The following is a 26,228-nucleotide window of genomic DNA, read 5'->3' as shown; positions in this document are numbered from 1 at the left end:
GCCTGCTTGAGCCTAGTTTCTTGGGCTTAAGCTTCGGGGATGATGAGGCCCTTGGTCTGGGATACAGCGCGGTCCAAGCGTGCTGCAACGTCTGCCCAGTTGACGATGTTCCAGAATGCCTTGACATAGTCGCCCTTGACGTTCTGGTAGTCCAGGTAGAAGGCGTGCTCCCACATGTCCAGCTGCAGGACGGGGATGAGGGCTACGGAGATGTTGCCCTGCTGATCGTAGAGTTGTTCGATGACCAGGCGCTTACCGACGGTGTCCCAGGCCAGGATTGCCCAGCCAGAGCCCTGGATGGTGAGGGCTACGTTCTCGAAGTGGGCACGGAAGCCGTCGAAGGAACCGAAGTCGTTGTCGATTGCTGCGGCCAGTTCGCCGGTGGGCTTGTCGCCACCCTCGGGTGAGAGGTTCTTCCAGAAGATGGAGTGGTTGGTGTGGCCGCCCAGGTTGAAGGCCAGGTCCTTGGAGAGCTTGCCGATGTTGGCGAAGTCGCCGTTTGCGCGGGCTTCTTCCATCTTCTCGATGGCGGTATTGGCTCCAGCAACGTAGGTGGCGTGGTGCTTGGAGTGGTGTAGCTCCATGATGCGTGCTGAGATGTGGGGTTCTAGCGCCGCATAGTCATAGTCGAGTTCAGGAAGAGCGTACTTCTCTGCCATGGTGTGTTCCTTTCGTTAAAGGCCCTGTCTTAGGGTCTTTCTGGGTTTAACTCTACACACTCGGGGCCAAGCGGTCACGGGGCGGCTCCTATCTGTCTGCGGGATTGCTCCTGCGCTGATGCTAGGGGAGCCCCGTGGAAGCAGTTATCCACAATTCTCCACCGGGCAGGATATAAAGTTATCCACAGGTGGGGATAAAACTGGGGATATTCGAATTACAGGAGCGTGAGTTTCGAAGATATTCGATACCACACCACCCACAGGGGTAAGCATTAGGCCCTCAATCTTCGAAAATACAAGGGTGTTATTCGAAGAGCTAGACTGTCCCTGGGGGTTCCACTTGTGGAGAAAGCCTGTGGACAAAGCGTTAAAAGGCCACGAAAAGCATGGTCATTAAGGCTCTAGAGAGGGCTTTTCCCCAGGCTTTTAGCGATTTCCCCACCTTAAGTGGAAATTGTTCACAGACTTATCCACAGGTGGGGATAAAATGGGTAGGCGGCAGCCCAACATCTTATGGTTGGCGCATGAGTGACCTCATGGGCAGCACAAGGTGCCCCTGATTCTGCACGGACCAGAGGGCCACGGTTCAAAAAGTACTGAACCCGATCCCTCAAAATAACAAGCTTGTAATCACAACCCTGGAACTTATTAACACTGTGGATAAGACCTGTGGATAAAAACTATAAGTTTTCACACGCACAAAGAACCTGCCCCACCACTGTGTGCGGTGGGGCAGGTTCTTTATATTTTAAAAAGTCTCTATGATGTCCGACAGGTGAGACTATTCATCCTCATCAAGAGAAGAAATATTCGCTACGTTGATGACGGCACTGGGCTTATCACCCAGAACGGCCTCACCGATCTTGGCAAGTGACTTGACCTGGCGGGCGTTGAGCCGGTCAAAAATGATACTCCGAACGGCCTCAACATGCCCCGGCGCGGCCTCCTGCACCTTGTCCAGACCAGCAGGCAAAAGGTGACAGATAGACACGCGGCGATCCTTTTCCCAGATGCTGCGATCTACAAAACCCCACTTTTCTAAGCGGGTCACCACGCGAGAAAGGCGCGGTAGAAGAGTGTTTGTCTGGCAAGCCAGCTCGGTCATAGTGAGCTTATGTTGCTTGGATTCTGAGAGCATGGCCAAGACCATATACTCCACGAAGCTCAGCCCCGAGTCCTTATGAAGCTGACTTTCCAGTTGCCCCGGCAATTTAAACATCATGGACGATATAAACAGCCAGCCTTCACGTTCTTCTTCAGATAACCAGCGGGTGGTATCAACACCAACAGGCGTGGAGTTTTCTGTGCTCATGGTTCCTCAAGGTAATCAGCAGAATCATCTATTCAACAAGTCTATAGTTTCATTGAAAGATGGGCCCGCTCTAGCCACCCCCGTGCTCAATGTGTTGCTCACCCCATGAGAATGACCGGCACCACCGCCATCACCAAGCTTTTACCCCGCTCCACCATTTGATAGGCTTAATCACTAAAGGTGTGCCGGGAAGACTGGTCGGCTCGCTGACTCTCTCAACACCAGGCGAGCTCACAAGACGAAGCTGTCTATCGCTTCACTCCCCTTGGTAGTTAGAAATCAGCGGTGATACATCTGTCATCGACCCCAAAGGTTAGCCCTATGTCCTCAGAAAACACCGTCCTATCGCGCGGCTCCTACAGGGAGTCTCAGCGTGTCTCCGAGATTCTTTCCAAGGAATCTACCGGCGGCATCATTTTGCTGGTCGCAACTATTGCGGCCCTCATCTTTGCCAACTCAGCTGCCGCCGAACACTACTTTGGCCTGCGCGATACCTACCTGGGTGCCGACTTCTGGGGCCTGCACCTTAAGCTTTCCATCGGACACTGGGCCGCCGACGGCCTGCTAGCTGTCTTCTTCTTCCTAGTCGGCCTTGAACTCAAAAAAGAGTTTGTCGAAGGCGATTTACGCAACCCCGGCAAAGCCCTCGTCCCCATTGTGGCCGCAGCCGGCGGTGTCGCTCTACCCGCTATTATCTACACCGTTATTAACCTGCGAGGTAGCGATGAGGCAATCGGGGGCTGGGCTATCCCTGCGGCAACCGATATCGCCTTTGCAGTAGCCGTCCTCGCCGTTATCGGCTCACACCTGCCCAGCGCGCTGCGTACTTTCCTGCTCACCCTGGCCGTAGTCGATGACCTCATTGCCATCACGATTATTGCCATCTTCTACACCAGCGACCTGCAAATCGGCTACCTGGCACTGTCCATCATTCCGATTGCCCTCTACGCCCTGATTGCTCGCAAGGGCGAAAAGCTCTTCCATCTCTCCCCTACCGCGAGCTGGCTAATCCTACTTCCCATCGGTTTTGTGACCTGGGTACTCTTCCTCAACTCTGGTATTCACGCCACCATCGCCGGCGTTATCCTAGCCTTTATGATTCCCGTGCGCCATAACAAGCGCACCGAGGCCGCCGATGCCGACCACGGCCTAGCCGAGGTCATGGAGCACCGTATCCGCCCCTTCTCCGCAGGCTTTTGTGTCCCCGTCTTTGCCTTCTTCTCAGCAGGTGTAGCTATCGGTGGTGTCCAGGGCTTTATGGACGCGGTCAGCGAACCCATTGCCTACGGCATCATTGCCGCCCTGATCTTAGGCAAGATGATCGGCATTACCGCCTCCACCTGGCTGGTGACCCGCCTACGCCATGCCAATCTGGATCCAGACATTGCCTGGATTGACGTTATAGGCGTTGCAACTCTGGCCGGGATCGGCTTTACCGTCTCCCTGCTTATTGCTGAGCTGTCCTTCGGCCTGGGCTCCCCCCACAACGATGCCGCCAAGGTTGCTATCTTAACCGCTTCCGTAGGTGCCGCCCTAGGTGGGGCAACCATCCTGTCACTCCGTAATAAGCATTACAAGCAGGTTGAAGTGAAGGAAAGCCTGGATGAAAACCAGGACGGCATCCCCGATGTCTTTAGCGATGACAGCGCCAGGGTTCAAGACTCCCAGTAACAAGAAGCCTGGCCCACCTCTTCATCGACCGCCCCCTCTCCACAAGACACAGGGGGCGGTTTTCAGTCCCTGGGATAATTCGTAGGCTTATTTTACAGTTCTGCACCTTAACTACGGGCTGGAAACAGCCTTAGGGAGCATAATGGAAACTAAACCGACGAGAAACCCACCCGACAGAAGGAGAGGCATGTCCCAAACGCCTCAGACAGATCCTCTTTTTTCACGCGGATCCTACGCCGAAACAAGTCGCATCTCAGAGATCATACGCAAGGAGTCAGTGGGCGGGTTCATTCTGCTTGCCGCCACTGTTCTAGCTATCGTGCTGGCTAATACCCAAGCAGCCGACTTCTATGAAAGCATCCGCGATAGCCAAATCGGTCTAGCCATACCGGGCTTTAGCCACCTGATGATGAACGTCCATCTCTGGGCCGCAGACGGGCTACTCACCGTCTTCTTCTTCCTCACCGGCTTGGAGCTTAAAAGAGAGTTTGTGGTCGGTGATTTGCGTGATCCGGGTAAGGCTATTGTCCCCGTAGCCGCAGCCTTCGGTGGAGCCATGACTCCGGCTATCATCTACTTCGCTATCAATCACAACAGCCCAAGCGCAGTAAGTGGCTGGGCTATCCCCGCCGCTACCGATATCGCTTTTGCGGTAGCTGTCCTTGCAGGGGTAGGCACTTTTCTTCCAGCCGCCCTGCGCACCTTCTTGCTCACCCTAGCTGTCGTTGATGATCTCATTGCCATCGTTATTATCGCCCTCTTCTACACCAGCAATTTCCACCCCTGGTACCTTATTGCCTCAATTATTCCTATTGGCGCATATTTCTGGTTGACCCACAAGCACGAGAAACTTTTCCACCAAAAAGGGTGGGCGGCCTGGGTAATTCTGCTCCCCCTGGGTCTGATTACCTGGGCTCTCTTCCTAGAATCAGGCATCCACGCTACCATCGCAGGTGTCATCCTCGGTTTCTGCGTACCCGTGCGGATGACAGCTCAGGCCAATCAGGTAGATGCAGATTCCAGCCTGGCTGAAACCCTTGAACACCGCCTCCGCCCCCTATCCACCGGCATCTGTGTACCCCTCTTTGCCTTCTTCTCGGCTGGTGTCGCTATCGGCGGCTGGGAGGGGCTCACCACCGCACTAGCTGACTCTGTAGCTATCGGCATCATGCTAGGTCTTGTTCTTGGAAAGACCGTAGGCATTACAGGCACAGCCTGGTTGATTACCCGCTTCCGCGGCGCCAATCTTGACCCCGATATCAAATGGATTGATGTTGTAGGCCTAGCCGTCACCGGCGGTATCGGTTTTACAGTTTCTATGCTGGTAGCCGAGCTCTCCTTTAAAGAGGGGAGCATGCACACGGAAGACGCCAAAATTGGCATTATGATTGGTTCGCTTCTTGCTGCTGTTCTCGGAGCCATCATTCTTTCCATCCGCAATAAGAACTACAAGCTCATTGCGCAGAAAGAAAGCCTGGATGCCAACCACGACGGCATCCCCGATGTCTTCAGCGACAACACCGAGGCACCAGCGCCAAGCCCCAAGTAAGAATGAACCCCACCGACAGGGCCCAGGCCAATACCAAGGCTTAGCCTGTCGGTGGGGTTAAATTTTAGGGTTTCCGGCCCTGAGACAGCTGTGCCAAGCAGCGACCCGGCAACATCACACTTGCGGGTATTTTGCAGATTGGTGCACGACCTGTGAGAATTACCTGAGTATTCACCGCACCATACAGCAGGTGAAAGCCCGCTCCTGTTGCCCACCCGTGCCGCAACAGGTAGTCAACCACCAGGGACAGCTGCCAGCCCATACACATCAGAGCAGTTGTACCCTTTAACGATTTGGAGCACGCATGGATTTTCTGCTCGACGCAGTGAACTGGATTAATGAATCCACCGCTGGGGCCACAGAGGTCATTACCTCAATTTCAGATTCCCTCTGGACCAACTTCCTGATGTATGCCCTGGTCCTTGCAGGTCTGGGCATTACCATCGCAACCCGTGGCGTTCAGTTCCGGTCCCTGGGTGAGATGTTCCGCACCCTCAAGGATCCGGCGGGCACCGAATACAACGGCAAGAAAAGTATCTCAGCCTTCCGCGCTTTCACCGTCTCAGCGGCCTCCCGAGTAGGTGTCGGTAACATCGTCGGTGTAGCCCTGGCTATCACCATGGGCGGCCCCGGTGCCGTCTTCTGGATGTGGGTCATCGCCTCTGTTGGCGCAGCTTCTGCTTTCGCAGAATCACTCCTAGGTCAGCTGTACAAACGTAAAGGTGAGGACTCCTATATCGGTGGCCCTGCCTACTACATGGCTCGCGGCCTGAACGCCCGCTGGCTCGGCCTGATCTTTGTTGCTTTCATTGTTATCACCTACGCTTTCGTCTTTGTTGCCGTTCAGACCAACGCGATTGTCGGTGCCGTAGCGGGTTCTTTTAACGTTGATATTGCTGAAACCAACGGTATGGGCTTCCGTATCGCGATTGGTGCGGTGATCGCCCTGCTCTCTGCTTTCATCATCTTCGGCGGTATCCGCGCCATCTCATCGGTCACCGAAATTCTCGTGCCCTTCATGGCCGTACTCTACCTGGTGCTGGGTCTGATTGTAGTTGTGCTCAACATTGGTGCCGTACCCGATGTTATTGCTGAAATCATTACCGGTGCCTTTGGTATCCGTGAATTTGTCACCGGCAGCGTCATCGGTGTGATTACCCAGGGCATGCGCCGAGGCCTACTCTCCAACGAAGCAGGTATGGGTACAGCCCCCAACGCCGGCGCAACCGCCTCTGTTTCCCACCCCGCTAAGCAGGGCTTTGTTCAGTCTCTGGGTGTCTACTTCGATACCGTTCTGGTCTGCTCGGTGACCGCCTTTATCGTACTGGTTGCGGGCAATGTTCCCTACGGGGACCGTAGCCAGGCAGGTACCCTCACTCAGACCGCGCTCTCCACCCACCTGGGAGGCTGGGCCGTTCACTTCCTGACTGTGGCTATCGCTCTCTTCGCTTTCTCATCAATTATCGGTAACTACTACTACGGTGAGTCCAACATCCGTTTTGTGACTGAGAAGCACCTGCCCATGAATATCTTCCGTGTGATTGTCATCGGCTTCGTCTTCTTCGGTGCCATTGCATCACTGGATCTGCTCTGGAACCTAGCTGACCTACTCAACGGCGGCATGGTCATTGTCAACCTAACCGCTGTCTGCCTGCTCATGCCCAACGTCATGAAGCTACTTCGCAACTACGAGGCTCAGCGCAAGGCCGGCCTGGAACCCGTCTTCCAAGCCAGTGATCTGCCCGAAATCAAGAACCTGGATGCCTGGGATGGCACAGACCAGCTGACCCAGCGTAGCTACTGGGAAAACTACGACCGTCTACAGCTTGAAAAACAAGCGGCAAGGCGCAAGTAGACAGGCTATACCCTGTAGGGGTTAGAGCCACGACAAAGGACCGGCAGATCAGAGACAAGAGCATAAAGTGCACCCTCTGATTGAGCCGGTCCTTTCGTCTTTAAGGTAATTGAGTCCTATACTGAGACTTTGTTTATTCTTACCTACCGTCTGAAGGCCCCACCCAGCTATCCACCTGCACGTCACCTCCCCTGAGCTGCGGGGTGTGGAGGCTGTTGGTGCGTGCCTCCCTGCAGAGGATGATCTTTAGCGATAATGACCAAAGACTTTCACCATAAAGGCCTTGCCGAGGGGCGCTTGGGGCTGGCTTCTTCAACCGTCATCGGGGTAGCCTCGACCGCCCCCATGTACTCACTGGCCGCATCTGTTGGCTTCATCGTGGTAGCTGTTGGCTACCAGGCCCCTATCGCCCTTGTCTTGGGCTTTATCCCCATGCTGATTACAGCGCTGTCCTACAAGGAACTCAACGAAGCTGTCCCCGACTCCGGGACCATATTTACCTGGGGAACAAAAACCTTTGGCCCCAAGGTTGGATGGATTTCCGGCTGGGGAGTTATTGTTGCTGGTGTCATAGCTATGGCTAATCAGACCCAGATTGCAGCTATCTACCTCTGGCTTTTTTTGGGGCGGGAAGATTTTGCCCACAATAAGCACATAGTGGTGCTCACCGGTGTTTTGGTCATAGCTCTAACCACCTGGATTTCCTACCGCAATATCGAAGCGGGTTCGCTGACCCAGTGGCTCCTCGTGGGAATCCAGTATCTTGCTATTGCTCTGCTCGCCCTGGGTGTTTTTAAGGCGCTAGCCTCCGGGGCCACGAGCGGGTATGAGTTTGAGATGAGCTGGTTCAACCCCTTTGAATCCAGCTTCAGCAGTATGGTGCAGGCGGTGCTCATCTCAATCTTCATCTACTGGGGCTGGGACACCTGCCTAGCTATTAGCGAAGAAACCAAAGACCCCCACCGCACACCCGGCCGCGCAGCAGTGCTCTCCAGCTCTATTCTGGTGGTCACCTACGTCTTTGTAACCGTCGTGGCCTTAATGTACGCGGGTGCGGGATCCGAAGGGATTGGCCTCGCTAACCCAGATAACTCCGATGATGTCTTTACCCCCTTCAAGGACGCCGCTCTCGGGTCCTGGGGTTGGGTTATTATCCTGGCGGTTGCGGTTTCTGCGCTGGCTACCTGTCAGACCACTATCCTGCCCTCTTCTCGGGGTGTTTTTGCTATGGCCGTCTACCGGTCTGTACCCAAAAAGTTTGGCGATGTGCACCCCAAGTTTAAGACGCCCAAGACTGCCACCATCTATATGGGTGTCTGCTCCGCGGTCTTCTATACGGGAATGACCTACATCAGTGAGAACATGCTGGCTGACACCATCGAAGCTGCCAGCGTAGCGGTAGCTGTTTACTATGCGGTCTCATCTTTTGCCTGTATTCGGTATTACCGTGGCAGTATCTTTACAAGCGCCCGTAACGTAGTGTTCCGCCTGATTATCCCGCTAGCCGGCGGGCTCATGATGACCTGTATTCTGGCTGTCTCACTTTTCAATATGGCTGACCCCGACTACGGTTACACCAAGATGCTGGGGACCAGCGGGGTCTTTATTACTGCCGTGACCTCTTTCGCTATTGGTTTTGCGCTCATGGTTGCTCTCATGAGGCGGGATGAGTTTAAGCCTTTCTTCAGGGGGGAGACTCTGAACATGAATACCGGTGTGAAGGTGCCTGAGTCTGTCGATTTGGATGAGGTGCTCTAGGCCGGTAACTCTAGCGCTGGTTTCACCCAGATAGGCCCTGTCTGTCTTTTCACAAGATGCCAAGAGCTGGTGTATTTGCCAAGTTTTTGGCCATCTCATCAGGCTTAAGTACTTATTTTTCCTTGCCATGGTGAAATAAGGCGCTACTAGTACCTCTGCTGGGTGGCTCCTAGGTGCGGGGCGGGTACAGTTGAAGACATAAGACAAACCCGCCCAGAAGGAGAACCGTGGCTATCGACCCAAACAATACCCAGATTAAAGAAACCGCTTTCGCACTGGCCCGTAAGTTTGGCTGGGCTTTAGAGTACAACGGTGGCTTAGAACTGGACGGCGAATTCCTTGACGATGCTGACCTGTCCATTGAGCGGCCAGAGGACGGCACCCAGGTGGAGTACGTCCTCAATATCAGCTATGCAGATAGCACGGCCTACGGATTTACCCTCACCCGCGAAGCTGCGAGCGCCCCTCAGGCACCTAGTTTTGGGGCAAGTTTTAGCAAAGAAGCAAGGAGCTCCCTGGGGCAGTCTCATAGTTTTGCTATGGGTTCATTTGCCACTGATGGCCTACCGAGTGAGAACGCGATCACTCTGGCTGAGAAGTATTACATCACCACTTTGGCTGACCTGATTGAAGAGGTTGAGGCCAAGCTGAGGGCGCTAGCTCTCTAAAGACATTTATTGACCATTTTAGGAGTCCTCATGACCGGCAATTTTAGCTATACCTCAACCTATCCCTTTGATCTTGAGACGGTGCGTACCTGGTTTCATCGCCCGGGCGCGCTGACCCGAGCAACCCCTCACTGGGCTGGTCAGGTTCAGCAGGAAGGTAACCCTCAGGCTCCGGGGAGCATAGCGCGTACTAGCGTTGCGCTACCACTGACCTATGGCCTGCTTACCCTTCCCTGGCAGGCCCGCCATACAGCTGCTGAAGCCAACTCTTTTACAGATGAGATGGCTCGCGGGCCTTTTACTCTGTGGGAGCATACTCATAGTTTCTCCGCAGGTCATGAGCGTACCTTGGTTCGTGACGCGGTTGAGTTCCGGGTTCTGCCCGACTACAGCCTTGCTGGTTCAGACGGTAGTAACCGAGTGCTCACGGGCGCGGACTCGGCACTTCAGGCTATCTTGGGCGGGGGCGAGAAGGTCACCGGACCTGCTATTGAGCGTCAGCTAGAGCGTGTCTTTACCGCCCGCGAGCGCCGTATCACCGCCGACCTAAGCTTTCAGCAGCGCTATGCCAGGGAGCCGATGACCGTGGTGGTAGCTGGGGCCTCCGGCACGGTAGGCAAGCAGGTAACAGCCCTGCTGACCGGCGGTGGGCACACCGTCCGCACGCTGGTGCGCGGTAACGTAACCAGCGAGAACGAGTTTGCTTGGGATCCTGAGAGCGGGCAGATTGATGAGGCTGTTTTTGAGGGTGCCGATGCGCTGATTCATTTGGGCGGTGTCAGTATTAGCCAGCGCTTCACGGCGCAGAATAAAAAAGCGATTCTTCAGTCACGGGTAGGCTCTACAACGGTGCTGGCGCAGACTCTTGCTCGGCTGGCCGCTGAGGGCAGGGGGCCGCGTGTCTTTGTGTGTGCGTCGGCTGTCGGTTTTTACGGTTTGGGCAGGGGTGATGAGCTACTGACTGAGGATATGCCAGCTGGGAACGGCTTCCTGGCCGAGGTATGTCAGCAGTGGGAGGCTGCCTGCCAACCCGCCCGGGATGCCGGGGTGCGCGTGGTCAATGTGCGCACAGGCCTGGTGCAGTCGGTATTGGGCGGTATGCTACGCCTCCAGCTACCTCTCTTTGCAACCGGGACGGGTGGCTGGGTTGGGAACGGTCAGCAGGTGCAGAGCTGGATCAGCCTAGATGACATTGCCGGTATCTATGTGCACGCGGTGATGACCGAGTCGCTCAGGGGGCCGGTCAATGCGGTCGCTCCAGACCCTGTTACGGCCCGGGAGCTTGCTAAGACAGTGGGTGCGGCACTCAAACGCCCGGTTTTCCTGCCTGTCCCAAAGTTCGGCCCAGCCTTACTCTTGGGAGCCGAGGGCGCACAGGAGCTTGCCCTAGCAAGCCAGAACGCTAGCGCAGAAAAGCTCCTGGCGAGTGGCTATGTGTTTTTTGAGCCAGAGCTCCGCACGGCGCTTGAGCACGAACTGGCTTCCTAGTTTCCCCCAAGAAGTCCATAGACCGCCTGCCGGCAATGGCATTTCATCTAAAAGTCACTGCCTTCTGCCGGGCTTGTGCGCCACTTCGGGCTATCCTGTTGTGTAGCACACTCCCAAAAACACACGAAAGATAAGCATGGCTTCCTCTCTGTCACGCCGCCTTGCCGGTATTACCGCAACCGGTGCCACTGTTCTTGCCCTGGTTGTAGCTCCCCTACCGGGTGCTGGTGCCGCAGATTCAACAACTCTCACCCTGCTCAACATCAACGACTTCCACGGCCGTGTATCTACTAGCATCGCTATGGGCCTTGCTAACACGGTTCAGGCTGAGCGGTCGAAAGCGCACGGGGGTTCACTCCTGCTCGCCGCTGGTGATAACGTGGGTGCCTCCCTCTATGTTTCAAGCGTACAAAAGGATCAGCCCACCCTGGAGTACCTCAATGCCCTCGGCCTCAGAGCCAGCGCTGTAGGTAACCACGAGTTCGATGCCGGCGCTCAGGATCTCTTCAACCGCATTATCCCCGCCGCATCTTTTTCTTACCTGGGCGCTAACGTCCTCAAGACGGACGGCTCCCCTGCCCTGGAACCCTATTACATCACCGAGGTCAACGGCACCTCTGTTGCTGTGATTGGTGCAGTCACTACCGAGACCCCTCAGCTGACTGACCCGTCCCAGCTTGCCTCTCTACAGTTCACCGACCCGGTTGCTGCGGTCAATAAATACGCCGCCCAGCTCTCTGACGGGGACCCCTCCAATGGTGAGGCCCAAGTCATTGTTGCCGAGTACCATGAGGGTGTCAATACTGCTGATCCTGCCGGTGATGCCATTATCAACCAGACCAGCGCAAATGTTGATGTTATCTTCACAGGCCATACGCACCAGGAGTACGTGATTGACGGCGCTGTTCCCGGGCAGCCGGGCAAGACTCGCCCCGTGGTCCAGACCGGTAACTATGGTGATAACCTGGGTAAGGTTGTCCTGAGGTTGAATGATGCAGGTGAGGTAACAGCCTATTCTTCTGAGCTGGTCAAACGTATGGATGCGCCCACTGCCGATCAGATTGCCGCTGATCCGGTACTGGCCCAGGTTAACACTATTGTCAGCCAAGCTAATTCTTATGCAACTGAGCAAGGCTCAGTCCTTGCTGGGCAGGTCGGCGCCCCTATTACCACTGGCTTCGATGCTGGCAAGGAGGCGCGGGGTGGGTTCGATATGCGCAACTACGAATCCACTATGGGCCACCTGGTTGCCGATATGTACCTGGCAGCCGCGAACTCAACCGGTCGCACACCCGCCGATATCGGCATTGTCAACCCCGGTGGCTTGCGCGATGAGCTACCCGGTGGCCTGCGCACCAGCCTGGGTCTGGCCGCTAACCAGAACGTGCGGGTCATGGATATCGTCAATGTCACCCCCTTCGCTAACAACCTGTGGACCACCGAATTGACCGGCCAACAGCTTAAGGCTGTGCTGGAAGAGCAGTGGCAGCAGAACGCCGCAGGCGAGATGGCTAACCGCCCCTACCTGCAGCTAGGTTTCTCGTCCAACGTCACCTACACCTACACCGGGTCTACCGATGCAGCCGGGTACGCAACTCGCGGCTCAAATATCCTCGATGTGTATGTGAACGGTAAGAAGGTAGAAGATACCGATACCTTTACCGTCGCTATCCCCAGCTTCCTGCTCGGTGGCGGCGATAACTTCAGTACTTTTGCCCAGGGCACCAACCCCAAGGATACGGCACTGGTGGATTCTGATGCCTTCGTGAATTATTTCAAGGCAAACGGAACCGTGAACCCCAACTATGCCAAGCAGGCTGTTAAGGTCCAGGACCTGGCAGCCGGCTACGACGTCAATGGCCAGCTCACGTTCTCGCTGGCTGACCTGAATGTAAGGAGCTTCGGCGTCCCTGCACTGACCGAACTTAAGGTCACCATTGATGGTATTGAGGTGGGCACCGTTGAGGTAGCCACAGACGGCACCGCAACTGTAGCTCTAGATTTGGCGGGTCAGGGCATTACCGCCGGGCAGCATGAGATTGAACTGGCCGATCCCAGCGATGTCACAGGCACCCTTGTTCGCCTGAGCGCCAAGTTCACAGGCTCCTCCGCTGAGCCCCCTGCACCGGTTGAGCCCCCTCAGCCTACTCCCACCGCTGAGCCCACAGACCAGCCGGCTCCTAGCCCCAGTCAAGGGGCAGTAACCCCGGCTCCGAAGACAAGCAGCGCCCCGGCCCCCACCGCTCCTGAAACCCCTTTTACCTACGAGAACTGTGCCGCTGTCTGGGATAAGCTAGGTCGCCCCATTGGCTCCGACGAAGCCGGTTTCCACAAGGGATTGGACGCCGATGGTGACCAGCTCGGGTGCGAGCTGAACCCCAACTACACCAATAGGGCAGAGGACGGTAGCACGGTGAACGCCTCATCTGGCGCTACTAAATCAAGCTCTGCTTCGTCAAACCGCCTGGCTAACACCGGCTTTACCGCCAGCCTGATTGCCGCCGCTGGCGGCCTGGCTCTGCTAGCTGGTGTAGCTGTTCTTCGGGCAGGTCGCCGCAAGGCATAGAGGCTTGTTCATCAGGGGTAGGTAAGGCAGGCTCAGGCTCGTTGCTGGCCCTCTCACCTGGTTCGCTAGCGTTCACAAGGTGATTCACGCCAGCCCCGGAGCCAGCAACTTCGATGTGATCCTGGAGCACCTTAGGAATAGGCCCCCTGCCAAGGCCCTCTGAGGTAAACCCTTAGCGGGTGCCCTCTCCCCAGCGGAGCGGGCACCCGCGCTTTCTTTAAGCCCGGTAGTTACAATGGTGGGTATGCCTCACCCCACCGTGACCCTTCTTGCCGCAGAAACCAGCTCCACCGTCAGTGTTTTCGGCTGGTTCTTCTACCCCATTCTTTTTCTGTCTTTAGGTTTGGCCCTGTATTGTGTGTTCACTATTCACCGCCAGAGCCACCTGACCGAGATACAGAAGCTCAAGTGGGTTCTCTTCACCCTTTTCCTACCCCTGGTGGGTCCGCTGGCCTACTGGTTGCGGTTGCGGGCCGACCGGCAGCAGCTCTTGGCAGCACCTGGTCACTCTGAGGGTGAACTCGAGGCCTAAAAGTCTCGAGCAGGGCGTAGAGTTAGAGCTAACCTGGCAGATTCACACAAAGGAAAGTTATGCCCTATACCGTCAAAGCCCTGCAAAAATTTGGCCCCGACCAGCCTTTTAAGGTCACTGAGCTTGAGCGCCGGGACCCCCGTGAAGATGATGTTGTCATCAAGATTGAGGCAGCAGGTATCTGCCACTCCGATATTCACACGATTCATAACGAGTGGGGTGAAGCCCATTTCCCCCTGGCGGTGGGGCATGAGATTGCCGGCACCGTTGAGGCGGTAGGCTCGGCTGTTACCAAGTTCAAGGTAGGCGACCGCGTAGGTGTGGGGTGTCTGGTCAATTCCTGCGGTGAGTGCGAGCAGTGCACCGCCGGGTTTGAGAACAACTGCCTGAACGGGGCCGTGGGAACCTACAATTCCAAGGATGTTGACGGCTCTATCACCCAGGGTGGTTATTCCCAGAAGATCACCGTCAATGAGCGGTTTGTGCTGAATATTCCCGATGCTCTTGAGTTCGATGTGGCCGCTCCCCTGCTGTGCGCTGGCATCACCACCTTCTCGCCTCTGGCTCGCTGGGGCCTTAAGCCCGGCGCTAAGGTCGCTATTCTGGGCCTGGGGGGGCTGGGGCATATGGGTGTGCAGATTGCTGCCGCCATGGGTGCTGAGGTAACGGTTCTCTCCCGCAATCTGAAGAAGGCTGAGGCCGCCGCCGCGCTGGGCGCTTCCCGTACCCTGGCAACCAGCGAGGAAGGTTTCTTTGAGGAGCACCGCGGGGAGTTTGACCTGATCCTCAACACTATTTCTGCCCCCATTGATTTGGATTCCTACCTGGGCTTACTTAAGCCCCGTGGCATTATGAGCGTGGTGGGCCTGCCGCCGGAGGCTCTCTCCCTCCACATGAACCGTCTGATTGGCGGCGGCAAGGTACTGACCGGCAACAATATCGGCGGTATTCCCGAGACTCAGCAGATGCTGGATTTCTGCGCCGAGCACGGTATTGCCGCTGTGATTGAGAAGGTCGGTGTCGATCAGGTCGATGAGGCCTACGAACGTGTCGCCGCGGGCGATGTCCAGTTTCGCGTAGTCATTGATACGGCAACCTTTGAGAAGGCAGAAGTCAGCGCCTAGCACGTCTGCTCAGATCTCATGAGCCGCCCTCTTTCCCCTTGATATCAAGGGGAAAGAGGGCGGCTCTTTTATATGCCTGAATAGTTATATTTACGAGCCGGCAAAGGGGTAGTCGGTGTAGCCCTGAGCGCCGGGGGTGTAGAAAGTTGCCATGTCGGGAGCAGTGATTTCTAGGTTTGCCTGCCAGCGGCGTACCAGGTCCGGGTTGGAAATGAGCAGGCGGCCAACTACTGCGGCATCCGCTAGGTTACCCTCAACGATACGCTCTGCCTCGGCACGGTCGGTTACCTCAGCGAACCCGCTGTTGAGCAGGGTGAAGCCACCGAAGGCCTGGCGCAGGTGGGCAACAAAGTCCCCCTCAATATCTGCGTGCAGGATTGAGAGGTAGGCCAGGTCCAGGTCGCTGATTCCCGCCAGGAGAGCGTCGTAGGTTGCTAGAGTCTCGGCGCGGTTATCTTCAATGTTGCCTTGGACGTTGTGCTCGGGTGAGATACGCAGGGCGGTGCGGTCGGCACCAATAGCATCAGCAACGGCGCGGACCACCTCAATAACCAGACGGGCACGATTTTCGGGTGAACCACCGTAGGAGTCAGTGCGCTGGTTGGCTGAGGGGGCAAGGAACTCGTGTAGGAGGTAGCCGTTGGCACCGTGAATTTCTACGCCGTCCATACCGGCTTCAATAGTGTTGCGGGCAGCTGTCACGAACTCTTCCACAATGCGGGGCAGTTCATCTGAGTCAAGGGCGCGTGGGGTGGGTACGTCTTCGCGGCCGTTAGCACCGTGCAGGGTAACGCCGGGGGCAATGGCACTGGGCGCTTCAGCCTGTTCACCCTTGTTGATGGTGGGCAGGGTTAGGCGACCACCGTGCATAATCTGCATGACGATGGTACCACCGGCGGAATGTACGGAGTCAGCTACACGGCGCCAGCCAGCGATCTGGTCCTGGGTGTGGATACCGGGTTGGCCGAGGAAGGCCTGACCAACGTGGCTGGTGCGGGTGCCTTCAGTGACGATGAGGCCAGCACTGGCTCGCTGGGTGTAGTACTCTACGTGTAGGTCGCTGGGCACCCCGTCTAGTCCCGCGCGGGAGCGGGTGAGGGCGGCCATGGTGATGCGGTTCTTGAGGGTAAGTGAGCCAGCCTGTGCTGGTTCAAAGAGGGTGGTCAATGGGGTGCCTTTCGTGAGTCTAATGTACGCAGTGCATAACTGTTTTCATGCCACGCTTATTCCCTCAGAGCTGGCATAAGATACCCCGGGAGCGAAAATGTGCCCAGGGCCCTAGTGGGTTCTCGCAGGTGGGGCACTATTCTTAGAGGCAGATATTCACTTTTTCCAAGGAGTTACTATGGCCGGTGGTTTAGCCGCTTTACTTGATGATGTTGCCGCTCTGGCTAAGCTGGCGGCAGCTAGCACCGATGATATTGTGGCAGCTACCGGTCGAGCCAGCATTAAGGCTGCTGGCGTGGTGGTTGATGATGCGGCAGTAACACCTCAGTATGTGCAGGGTGTTGAGCCTAAACGTGAGCTACCGATTATTCGGAAGATCGCGGTGGGTTCACTGCGGAATAAGCTGATTTTTATTCTGCCAGCGGCTCTTGTACTCAGCCAGTACCTGCCCTGGGCCCTCACTCCCTTACTCATGATCGGCGGTACCTACCTGTGCTTTGAGGGCGCTGAGAAGGTTATTGAGTTACTTTCCCCGAAGGAAGACATAGAGGCTGAGGCTCCAGTCCTCCTTGCAGGCCCGGAGGCCGAGAAGAAGGTTGTTTCCGGCGCGGTACGCACCGACTTTATTTTGAGCGCGGAAATCATGGTGATTGCGCTCAATGAGGTTGCTAGTGAGGGTTTCTGGTCGCGGGCTATTATTCTGGCGATCGTTGGTGTCGCTATCACCGTAGCGGTTTATGGTGCGGTGGGCCTGCTGGTCAAGATGGACGATATCGGCCTGCATATGGCTCAGAGCAAGTCTGCTGGTGCCCAGAAGTTTGGCCTGGGCTTGGTCAAGGCCATGCCGGTCCTGATGAACATCATTTCTATTGTTGGTACTTTCGCTATGCTGTGGGTGGGTGGCCACATTATTCTGGTTGGCCTGGATGAGCTGGGCTGGCATGCTCCTTACGGCTTTGTTCACCACCTGGAGCACTATGGCACCCTGGTTCCTGCTTTGAGCGGTGCGCTGACCTGGTGCATTAATACTTTCTGCTCCATGGTTTTGGGTACGATTTGGGGCGGTTTCATTGCCCTGGTTATGCACTTCCTGCCGATAGGTAAGAAGCACCACTAGCCTGCTGAGGCATACCGAGGGTAGGTTACTCTCCCTTTCCGATGCTTTGCGGCCCCGCACACTTCACACAGAAGGTGCGGGGCCGCGGTGTATCTAAAAGCTAGGTCATCAGGCAGCACAGCGGTGGTTCAGGCTGGTAGAAGGGCGGGCCCAAGAAAACACTCTCAAACCCAGGTACACAACCCCTCAACAAAGACCCCCAACGAACCATCTGCCCATCAGCTCACAGACACCCCCACCAAAACACCCAAGAAACAGAAAAGACACAGCCACCCCCGGGCTACAAACAACAACGCCCCAAACCAACTACTTCGACAAAACACACGCCGTCTGAACCTGGATAATCTCAGCGTGCTCCCCCGCACTATAACGAACCTCAGTACCAGCATCCGTCACAAACTTAATCTCAGCACCAGCACTCACCGGCCCCACACTCAAAACCTCATGCCCCTGAGACTCCCACAAATCACGCATCCCCTGCACCTTCTGCTGATACTCATCCTTCGAATTACGCTGAGAAGTATCCCTCACCAAAGCAGACAACATATACAAAGACGTCCCATCAACATCATTCGAACACGACCGATAATCAAGACCACGCTCAGCAATACGCTCCGCAGTGTAAATAGCCCCACCGGCATACACAAAATGAGAAGGATCAGTACCCGTAGCCTCCACCGTACCAGGGAACAAAGACCAAAACTCATCCACAATCACACGCTGCTGCTCAGCAGAAGCAACCCGAGAAGAACCCTGCATAAAACCACACCCTGTCATAAGAAAAACCATACCTAACACGGCACAAAACCGAATAATAGAAGACACCATTACAGGCCCCTTTCATAAGAACAGCAAAACCACATCATCAGCCTACCCAACTACCTACTGCCCAGAAATTCCCTGCGAGGCCATCATCTTTTGCAATAACTCCTTACGTTCCTCATCAGAAGCATGTTCCCACTGCCAAGCAGATACAGGAATACGTACACTCACTGTGTCAGAACCATAACCAGTACCGTCACCCTTGACCGTGTAAAAAGCCTCTACCGTCACCAAGTCACTCTGTGATATTAGACCGCCCAAAGAACGCTGAGACCCAAACAATATAGTCGCAGAATCATTAGACCAATAGCCTCGCTGAGTACCAAACCCTGGATCTGTCACCAAGCTCCAACCCCAACTCTGAGTAGTAGTATTCACCGGATGATGCTCCACGTTATACCAATAATTACCCTCGCTATCGATAACCGCAGCATCACTAAACTCCTGCGCAAAATCAATATCACCAGGCCCCTTACGCCCAGCGCCAAAAGCACCGATAGGTGCCAGCCAGTCATGCGGAGAATGCACATACGACAGGTGTTGCTGCCCCTGGGCATCACGCTCTAGCATCCACTCACCAGCGTTAGCTTTCCTCACGGCATCCCACGTTAAACCAGCGGAACCATAAAACACCGCATTGTTCACGCTTGTCTGAGAGAGCCCAAGCGCTTCCGCACTTGTGGTCGTACCGTAGGAATGGGCGTTAATAGAAACAAATGGGTCGTTATAAGCGTCCGTCTTGCCCGCCCCGTATTCAGGGATATCAGTGTTAGAAGATTTAGTGACGTTCAAGCCGTCATAGAAACTAGCAAGTTTTTGACCGCCCTGCTGAGCCATTTCAGGGCTTAACACACTTTGTGTTGGCTTTTTCGAAATTGGGACCCCTCGCATAGCTGCGCTTCGCTCTCGATATCCACTTGAATCAGACCTGCCGTCAAGTGTTGATTCAATATTTGGCGTGTCATACCCTAAATACGCGACTACAGCTATGCGTTTCTGGGATTTTTGGTAATCCCCCACTTGTAAACCATCCATTTGTTGCCTGTGCATATCCTGGGCGTTCAGCGTTAAATCCTTGATACTACGCCCCACACTGTTGTCCATACCAGGAACCATAACAGTCGTAGCATCAGCCGAATCTACGTCTCCAACAGATACAACTGCCAGAACATTATTCTCATCAAAACCATCATCAATACGAGAGTTCGATATATCCAACGAAAGAATAAGGCGAGGAGCTTTTTTGCCCTTTTTATAAGCTGACGCTTCCTGCAACTGCACTAAGGCCGCACGTGTCGCATCATCCAAAGACTCATCAGCCAACAAATCATCCAACAACCAACGATTGGCCACATTCCGGTCAGAATACGGCACACCATTCAAATTACCCACCATACCGCAAGCACTATGCGCCAGGGCAGCCTTCTGATCAGCATCCAAACTAGCCCACCAAGACTTCGACACCGCAGCATCCCACACATCATCACCCGTACCACCCAACGGGTACCGCGCCAGCTCAGGATACTCACCAAAAAACTCAGCGATAGAACCTGCATCCAGCTCCGACAACGCTCCCAAAAACGCCTCGAACTCAACCGGCCCGTTATTAGCAGCCGCCGCCAAATCCTTTAACTGTTGCACCCGCTCATCACTCAAATCCCCCAGTAAAGTGCCCTTCACATCATCCACTGAAGAACCAAAGCCACCCCCACTAGAAGACGCACTACCACCGGCAGTCCACAGGCCCTCAACATTCAACACATACGCAGCCACCGCAGCAGCAGACTCCCGCGCATACTCAGCACGAATACCATCCACCTCAAGCTGCGCTGAGGCAATCACACCCTGAGAAACAGCTACCTCCTGCTGCAGTAAAGCCATCCTCACCCGATCCTGCTCACTCTGCTTACCGGCAATAGCGCCTAAAGTCCCAATCTGAGCAGAAGAATCCACCACAGTCGTGTGCGCTCTCTGTGCCTTACCCAAGGCCTCGTCGGCACGCGCCTGCAAATCGCTTAATGTGGTCTGCCACCCCTGTAGCACATCCCTCACCGCAACAAAAGTATCAGCCATGTTCCCCAAAGCCACCTGCCCCTCGGCAGCAACCTGCTCAATACGGCGAATACGATTCGACTCAGCATCAACAGAGGTAATACCCTGCAACTTATTAGCCTGTGCCTGGGCACCCGTCGCACGCTCTAGCCAATGAGAAATCACTGATGTATACGCTGCAGGATCACCGGGGCATGGGTCCCCACCAGTTAAGGGGGACCAGTCAGAAGGACGAGTGCTCATTCTTTACTTCCCATCTCCCGCTAAATCAGCGCTCTTAAAATCATCGAAAACCGCTTGCGCGCCATCACGAGCATTACCCAACGAAGCTACAGTTGCCGCCATCAACTGACCCTCTTGGCCCTTCACAACATCAGCATGATGATGAGCTACTGGGTCATCACTATCCACGGTACCCGCCGTTGATGTACCGTAGCCTTCGAACACTGTTTTAAGGTCCCCGAATGTATCGATGAGTTCTTGCAAAAGCTCATAACTGAATCTGATATCAGCCATACCAATCCTTCTATTGTCTTCCCGAAGCTAATTCCGGCGCTCAGCATCTAGCTCATCATCACCCGCCGGAGCAAGCCCAGTTTCAGGTTGAGGAACCACCACCATGCACTTCTTATCAAAGCGCTCAGGTAGTACGCGTCTTAGCTATATCTATATATACGCTTAGCTCTTCGCCAGAAACGGTCAACTCACACAGAACATCAGCACCACCGTACCACGAGCACACGCGCCACCCCAGCCACCCCCAAAGAGCCTAAAACAAGAGGAAACATACAGTAAGACCTCTTTGCACACACCCTGTAGCTACTCGAGAAAGCCCAAGGCGCCCATCATTGAATGCCCCTAGAACACAAAACCCGGGCCCAAGAAAAACTCTCGAACCCGGGTTTACAGCCTTTGAATAAAGGCTCTTGGTGCGCAGGGGGACTTGAACCCCTATAGACCCCCTAATGAAAGCCTGAAAAGTGCTTTTGACAGAGAGCGAGAGAAACAGAAAAAGGCAGAGCAAGACCAAGCAGAGAACTTCCTACCATCAGAGGCCACAAACCCCACAACCGGGATAGGAGATTACCCGCCAGGGTATAACCCACACTCCCAATGGGCCACAGCCACACCGGGCAGCGGGGGAATCTTGCAATAACCAAGAGGGCAGACCTAAACCGTCTGCTCTCTCTTTTTATGCCACCCCATAGATAACGTCACGCCGTATAGATAAAGACATAGACATAGGAATAACTACCCACCCCAGAGAAAAACTCACCAGGCACCAAGACACCCCAAGCTCATTATTAGGTGCAACCTCAGCATCACTGCGAGCTCTCGCAGATACCGACAACACACCACCAACCCCTAGCCACATCGCCACCCTTAACGCTAGGCTTAAGCACATCTCACAAGGAGACCACCAACCCCTAGCCTGCTAGAAGGCACACCAACATGACTACCATCGCACCAGAAACCACCACCAGCCAGGACTTCCAAGAAGCCTTAGAGACAGTTCTCGACAGGCTGGAAGGAGTAAACGCTATCCTGGCTACCCAGTAGCCCAGCCGCCCCTCTCATGCGGTACATAGCCCTCACAGATGCTCTAACAGTCCACGCCCGTCTAGCACCCGGACAGCATCTAAAACCTGGTGGGGAACATCTGCTAGAAAGCGCTCTCGCCCGACCAGCCACCAGCTACGCAGGGCACGAACTCTACCCTGGTATCTTCGATAAGGCCGCAGCTCTCCTAGAAGCACTGGTCCAGAATCACCCTTTCACGGACGGCAATAAGCGCACTGCCTACACCTGCACCGTCCTTTTCATGTACCTGAACGGTTGGGATATTCTTTCCCCGCAGGAGCTAGAAGACAGCCAGCAGGCCCAGTTCGTTGTTCAGGTAGCAGAGCACGCCCTGACCTTTGAGCAGATAGCCCAGCAACTAGAAAGCTGGTCAGTGCCTCGTAGCAGGTAAACCAAGAACTGACCCATCGTGTTGTGGGTCTCTGTTAATCTGGGAGCCATGAGCACCAGCCCACAGTTCCCAGCGCTCGCAGGCTTCTAAGATAGGCCCCTTGTTGGCATCGGGCAGGGTTCTCTAGCCCTGGTTCTCACCTGCTTTGATACAGGGTTGCTGGGCAAACGAGTATCAAATCAGTATCACAGAGCTGTTTTAGGGCAGAGAAAAACCCGTTTTCCCTGGCTCTCACCTGGGGAAACGGGTTTATTTTCGTGGTGCGCAAGGGGGGACTTGAACCCCCACGATCTTGCGATCACTGGCACCTGAAGCCAGCGCGTCTGCCAATTCCGCCACTTGCGCATTATTCTTTTTTGAGTTGCTCAATGGGCAACGAAGATAACTATACACGCTAGAGACCGACACGTCTACTTGAGGGTCTTATGGCATCCAGCACATTAGGGGCCTTCTGGTTGTAAGGCGTGAAATGATGGAACAATGAATGACTCAGCCCAGGATATAAGACTGACTTTCGGCCGTGACGAGCTCATTATTCAAGGCCGCTACGAAACGCTCTCAATCTGTAACGATATCCTCATCGGACTTATTTTCCTCATCGGGTCCTTTCTCTTTTTCTCGCAAGAAACCGTTGAGACAGGGACCTGGTTTTTTGTTGTCGGCTCAGCTCTCATGCTCGTACGCCCCTGCATACGGATCAGCAGGAGAATCCATCTCAAAAAACTTCATGGGACACCCAGTGGGCTACAGGCGACTCAGCCCGGAGCTTTTGATAACTAATGAGATGGGGGTGACCAGCCACCCTGGCTATAACCCCATAGGGCCCTCAGATTTAAGAGGGGTAAGTAGCAGGTATTTACCAGCTTGTCTCGGGGAGTTTTTACGGTTATCCACTAGACTAGATGCTTAGGCTATACGCTAACCCTGCGTATTAACCAGTTTCAGAGCGCCCGCTATCTTCAGGGTGGTAAGCCTGATATGTGATGTTGAAGGAGGCAAGCATGGGGTTCATCGACAAACTTGAACAGGGCCTAGAAAAGGCCGTGCGCGGCACCTTCGGCAAGGGTGGCACCTTTGAGCCGGTTGATATCGCTAACCGTCTGCGTACCGAAATGGACAACAAGGCTTACGCCGTATCCAATGGCCGCACCCTGGCACCCAACGTTTTTACCGTAGAGTTCTCAGCCCCCGATTTTTCACGGGCCCAGCAGTGGGGTGTGCCCCTAGCTGAGGAGCTGTGCGATGTTGTTATCCGCCACGCCCGCGACCAGGGCTATTCCTTGCGCGGTTCTGTGCGCGTGACGTTCACCCTGGGTGAGCAGCTAGAACCCGGTGATTTTGAAGTCACGGGTTCCCAGCAGAAGGTTGCCTCCCCCCAGGAGGCCCCGGCACAGCACCTTCCGCCTGCTGTTGCCCAAGATTCCCTGCCCTCGCGTATCAGCAAGCCAGCCGCTCCACCTCCTACCGAGCCAGTCCCGGCTCACAAGCTCCCCCAGCCCAAGCGACCGGCCCCCAAGCCACAGGTTGTGCTTGAAATTAACGGCGAGCGCCTTGCTGTAAAGGATCTGCCCGTCACTCTGGGGCGCGGCTCAAATGCCGATATTACTGTTGAGGACACCGGCGTTTCCCGCCGTCACCTTGAAATCGTTCAGCAGGATGACACCTACCTGGCTGTTGATTTGGGGTCAACCAACGGGTCCTACGTTAATGGGCGGCGTTTGATTGGCCGCGTTGAAATTAAAAACGGCGCGGTGATTGAAATGGGTCGTGCTCGTATCATTTTCCGTCTCATGGTCCGTAAGGGGTAGCTTGTGGCATCTGAAATAACCGTGACGGTTTTGCGTTTTGCCTTCCTTATTCTGCTGTGGCTTTTTGTCTTTATGGTGCTTGCCGCTTCTCGCCGTGATTTGGGTGTGGGGCGTAATGTTCGTACTACCCGAGCCCAGATGGACGCGCCGATGGCGGCTGTCCCGCCGACCCCGGCCCACCCAGCTCCCACAGTACCCCCGGTTCGACCTTCACTCTTGACTATTGTTGACGGCGCCCAGGCAGGTGCCAGCATGCGACTGGGTAATTCCCCGGTGACGATCGGTCGTGCCACCGACATTGAGGTTTCTTTACAGGACGACTACGCTTCGGGTCGTCACGCCCGTCTCTTTCCGCAAGGGTCCCGATGGTTCCTTGAGGATATGGGTTCCACCAACGGCACCTTTATTGGCGATCAGCGACTCACCCGCGCCACCCCTGTTCAGGTGGGGCAGCCTTTCCGTGTGGGTCGCACAACCATGCAGTTGAAAGACTAGTTAATGAGTATCGCTTTCCGTTTTGCGGCTCGATCCGATGTGGGTCGTGTGCGCTCTAAGAACGATGACTCCGGCTACGCCGGGCACTACCTAGCGGTAGTTGCCGACGGTATGGGCGGCCATGTTGGTGGCGATGTCGCATCTGCTACTACGGTCCTCGATTTGGCTCCGCTTGACCGTGCAGGTTTTGAGGGCAATGCAGGAATCTACCTGGCCGATGAGATTGTGAACGCCAATATCATCATGAATGAGCTAGTGGGCCTCAACCCTCGGCTGGCCGGCATGGGGACCACCTGCACGGCCTTGCTGATTGACGGTGACCAGATTGAGATGGCTCATATCGGCGACTCGCGGGCCTACCGTTTGCGTGACGGCATTTTTGAGCAGATCACGACCGACCACACTTTTGTTCAACGTCTTGTGCAGGAGGGGCGGATTAGCCCCGATGAGGCTGAGCTTCACCCGCACAAGAATGTGATTATGCGCGTCTTGGGCGATGTCGATGCCTCCCCTGAGCTGGAGCTTCGCACTTTAGATGCCCAGGTGGGCGAGAAGTGGCTCTTGAGTTCCGATGGGCTGGATGCTGTGGTCTCAGTCCAGGAGATTGAGGCTGTTATGCGGTCAACCGGTGACCTGCGCCAGATGGTTGATGTGCTGGTTGATATGACCCTAGAGCGCGGTGCCCCCGATAATGTCACCGTTGTCGCCCTGTCGGTCATTAATGAGGACTCCCTGTCGGCGGCGGTCACTGCACCACAACCGATTATTCCGGTGCGTAAGTACGGGGCTGACGGCAAGCTTGTGGGTGTTCATCCCACCCTTGAGCAGGAATCTGGTGTTCAGCTATCTGAGCAAACCGTCGAAGAAACAAACGTAAACACCGATGACAGTATCAACGGGGGCAGTTCTCGCCATCAGGCTCCTTGGCGGCGGCGGATGCCGCAGCACGCTAAGGTACACAACGCCCTGCGTCATGGTAAGTGGCGTGGTGAGTCCTTTACAGACGGCGTGCTCAATACTATGAGCGTTAAAGCCGGCGTGGATACTTCGCACCCGGTAACTGATGGTGCCGAGGATGTGCCGACCCCCGCTTCTATTCTTCGTCAGGAACTTTCTGAGCGCCCCCACGACCTGGTGGGATCAGCTGCGAACGCTACCCAGACCGGCATGATTCCGGCGGTTACCGCGCGAACAGCGAAAACACTGAGCACTCTGTCGCATCCGGCAGAGGACCAGTCTGTGGAGCCCGCTGAGCTACCCGAGGAGTACCGGGCTGCCCTCAGTAGTCTGGTGGAACCTTCCCCCCACCGCTGGCCCATGCGCATTTTTGTGGTTGTACTAACCCTGGCTGTCGCTCTTGCTACTGTCTGGAGCTTTGTCGCCTGGACCGGTGAACAGTACTACGTGGGGGTTAAAGACAACCACGTCGCGGTCTTTAACGGTATTAACCAGACCCTTGGGCCTATCACTCTTCACTCTGTGGTTGAGGAAACTGATATTGAGGTCAGTTCGCTGCCCGAACATTCGCAGACCAGGCTCACCAGCACGATTACTGCAAGGAATCAGGCTGATGCCGAACAGATTGTAAAAAATCTTCGGGAGCAGGTTCCCTC

General features: G+C 55.3%; 21 protein-coding genes and 1 tRNA gene. 15 read left to right on the top strand and 7 right to left on the bottom strand.

The features are described from left to right. Positions 1-26 precede the first annotated feature (26 nt). Together ACN080_RS02215 and ACN080_RS02210 are read right to left on the bottom strand one after the other, a co-directional pair. Positions 27-659, bottom strand: a complete 633-nt coding sequence (locus tag ACN080_RS02215; protein ID WP_419100340.1) for a superoxide dismutase — start codon at positions 657-659, stop codon at positions 27-29. Between the two features lie 781 nt (positions 660-1,440). Then, a complete protein-coding gene (locus ACN080_RS02210) occupies positions 1,441-1,971 on the bottom strand; it encodes a MarR family winged helix-turn-helix transcriptional regulator (RefSeq protein ID WP_419100341.1) in 531 nt (176 codons plus the stop codon). Positions 1,972-2,292: 321 nt separating this feature from the next. Between ACN080_RS02210 and nhaA (ACN080_RS02205) the strand changes: the two genes are divergently transcribed. From nhaA (ACN080_RS02205) to ACN080_RS02165, 9 genes are all read left to right on the top strand, one after another. Continuing rightward, on the top strand, positions 2,293-3,642 hold the full coding sequence (gene nhaA, locus ACN080_RS02205; protein WP_419111179.1) for a Na+/H+ antiporter NhaA: 1,350 nt from the start codon (positions 2,293-2,295) through the stop codon (positions 3,640-3,642). Positions 3,643-3,829: 187 nt separating this feature from the next. Then, the gene (gene nhaA / locus ACN080_RS02200; RefSeq protein ID WP_419100343.1) at positions 3,830-5,191 is read left to right on the top strand and encodes a Na+/H+ antiporter NhaA; all 1,362 of its coding nucleotides are present in this window, start codon (positions 3,830-3,832) and stop codon (positions 5,189-5,191) included. Positions 5,192-5,495: 304 nt separating this feature from the next. Further along, positions 5,496-7,046, top strand: a complete 1,551-nt coding sequence (locus tag ACN080_RS02195; protein WP_419104983.1) for an alanine/glycine:cation symporter family protein — start codon at positions 5,496-5,498, stop codon at positions 7,044-7,046. Between the two features lie 255 nt (positions 7,047-7,301). After that, positions 7,302-8,804, top strand: coding sequence for an APC family permease (locus tag ACN080_RS02190; protein ID WP_419104984.1), 1,503 nt, complete (start codon positions 7,302-7,304; stop codon positions 8,802-8,804). 227 nt (positions 8,805-9,031) lie between these two features. Next, on the top strand, positions 9,032-9,472 hold the full coding sequence (locus ACN080_RS02185; protein ID WP_419104985.1) for a hypothetical protein: 441 nt from the start codon (positions 9,032-9,034) through the stop codon (positions 9,470-9,472). A gap of 30 nt (positions 9,473-9,502) precedes the next feature. Next, on the top strand, positions 9,503-10,960 hold the full coding sequence (locus tag ACN080_RS02180) for a TIGR01777 family oxidoreductase (RefSeq protein ID WP_419112928.1): 1,458 nt from the start codon (positions 9,503-9,505) through the stop codon (positions 10,958-10,960). 136 nt (positions 10,961-11,096) lie between these two features. Beyond that, positions 11,097-13,526 (top strand): 5'-nucleotidase C-terminal domain-containing protein, encoded by a 2,430-nt coding sequence (locus tag ACN080_RS02175; RefSeq protein WP_419112927.1) that lies wholly within the window; start codon positions 11,097-11,099, stop codon positions 13,524-13,526. 244 nt (positions 13,527-13,770) lie between these two features. Beyond that, positions 13,771-14,058 carry a PLDc N-terminal domain-containing protein gene (locus tag ACN080_RS02170; RefSeq protein WP_419112926.1) on the top strand — a complete coding sequence of 96 codons (288 nt, stop codon included), beginning with the start codon at positions 13,771-13,773 and terminating at the stop codon, positions 14,056-14,058. A 59-nt stretch (positions 14,059-14,117) separates the two neighbouring features. Continuing rightward, the gene (locus ACN080_RS02165; RefSeq protein WP_419104989.1) at positions 14,118-15,182 is read left to right on the top strand and encodes an NAD(P)-dependent alcohol dehydrogenase; all 1,065 of its coding nucleotides are present in this window, start codon (positions 14,118-14,120) and stop codon (positions 15,180-15,182) included. 90 nt (positions 15,183-15,272) lie between these two features. Here ACN080_RS02165 and ACN080_RS02160 read toward each other — a convergent pair whose 3' ends face one another. After that, complete coding sequence (locus tag ACN080_RS02160; RefSeq protein WP_419104990.1) at positions 15,273-16,349, bottom strand: alkene reductase; 1,077 nt, start codon at positions 16,347-16,349, stop codon at positions 15,273-15,275. Positions 16,350-16,527: 178 nt separating this feature from the next. Between ACN080_RS02160 and ACN080_RS02155 the strand changes: the two genes are divergently transcribed. Beyond that, a complete protein-coding gene (locus ACN080_RS02155; protein ID WP_419100352.1) occupies positions 16,528-17,466 on the top strand; it encodes a DUF808 domain-containing protein in 939 nt (312 codons plus the stop codon). Between the two features lie 306 nt (positions 17,467-17,772). On the opposite strand, the gene ACN080_RS02150 is transcribed toward ACN080_RS02155, so the two are convergent. The 3 genes from ACN080_RS02150 to ACN080_RS02140 all read right to left on the bottom strand — a co-directional run bounded on the left by ACN080_RS02150 (position 17,773) and on the right by ACN080_RS02140 (position 20,856). Continuing rightward, positions 17,773-18,225: a hypothetical protein gene (locus ACN080_RS02150; RefSeq protein ID WP_419112925.1), complete on the bottom strand. Its 453-nt coding sequence runs from the start codon at positions 18,223-18,225 to the stop codon at positions 17,773-17,775. A gap of 123 nt (positions 18,226-18,348) precedes the next feature. Beyond that, positions 18,349-20,583 carry an alpha/beta hydrolase gene (locus ACN080_RS02145; protein WP_419104993.1) on the bottom strand — a complete coding sequence of 745 codons (2,235 nt, stop codon included), beginning with the start codon at positions 20,581-20,583 and terminating at the stop codon, positions 18,349-18,351. Between the two features lie 3 nt (positions 20,584-20,586). After that, the gene (locus tag ACN080_RS02140) at positions 20,587-20,856 is read right to left on the bottom strand and encodes a hypothetical protein (RefSeq protein WP_419104994.1); all 270 of its coding nucleotides are present in this window, start codon (positions 20,854-20,856) and stop codon (positions 20,587-20,589) included. Positions 20,857-21,916: 1,060 nt separating this feature from the next. Here ACN080_RS02140 and ACN080_RS02135 point away from each other — a divergent pair. Next, entirely contained in the window at positions 21,917-22,312 is a 396-nt protein-coding gene (locus ACN080_RS02135) for a type II toxin-antitoxin system death-on-curing family toxin (RefSeq protein ID WP_419100773.1), read from the top strand. Between the two features lie 258 nt (positions 22,313-22,570). Here the strand turns inward: ACN080_RS02135 and ACN080_RS02130 are convergent. Then, positions 22,571-22,657, bottom strand: a tRNA-Leu gene (locus tag ACN080_RS02130). Between the two features lie 135 nt (positions 22,658-22,792). Here ACN080_RS02130 and ACN080_RS02125 point away from each other — a divergent pair. The 4 genes from ACN080_RS02125 to ACN080_RS02110 form a co-directional block, all read left to right on the top strand. Next, positions 22,793-23,092, top strand: a complete 300-nt coding sequence (locus ACN080_RS02125) for a YrhK family protein (RefSeq protein WP_419100772.1) — start codon at positions 22,793-22,795, stop codon at positions 23,090-23,092. Between the two features lie 221 nt (positions 23,093-23,313). Then, positions 23,314-24,120 (top strand): FhaA domain-containing protein, encoded by an 807-nt coding sequence (locus ACN080_RS02120; RefSeq protein ID WP_419104995.1) that lies wholly within the window; start codon positions 23,314-23,316, stop codon positions 24,118-24,120. Between the two features lie 3 nt (positions 24,121-24,123). After that, a complete protein-coding gene (locus ACN080_RS02115; protein ID WP_419111189.1) occupies positions 24,124-24,615 on the top strand; it encodes an FHA domain-containing protein FhaB/FipA in 492 nt (163 codons plus the stop codon). Positions 24,616-24,618: 3 nt separating this feature from the next. Then, the coding region (locus ACN080_RS02110) for a PP2C family protein-serine/threonine phosphatase (protein ID WP_419112924.1) at positions 24,619-26,228 on the top strand (1,610 nt) is incomplete at its 3' end.

The sequence above is a fragment of the Rothia sp. CCM 9416 genome (assembly GCF_048513535.1).
Lineage (GTDB): Bacteria > Actinomycetota > Actinomycetes > Actinomycetales > Micrococcaceae > Rothia.
This window is presented reverse-complemented; position numbering and strand designations above follow the sequence as displayed.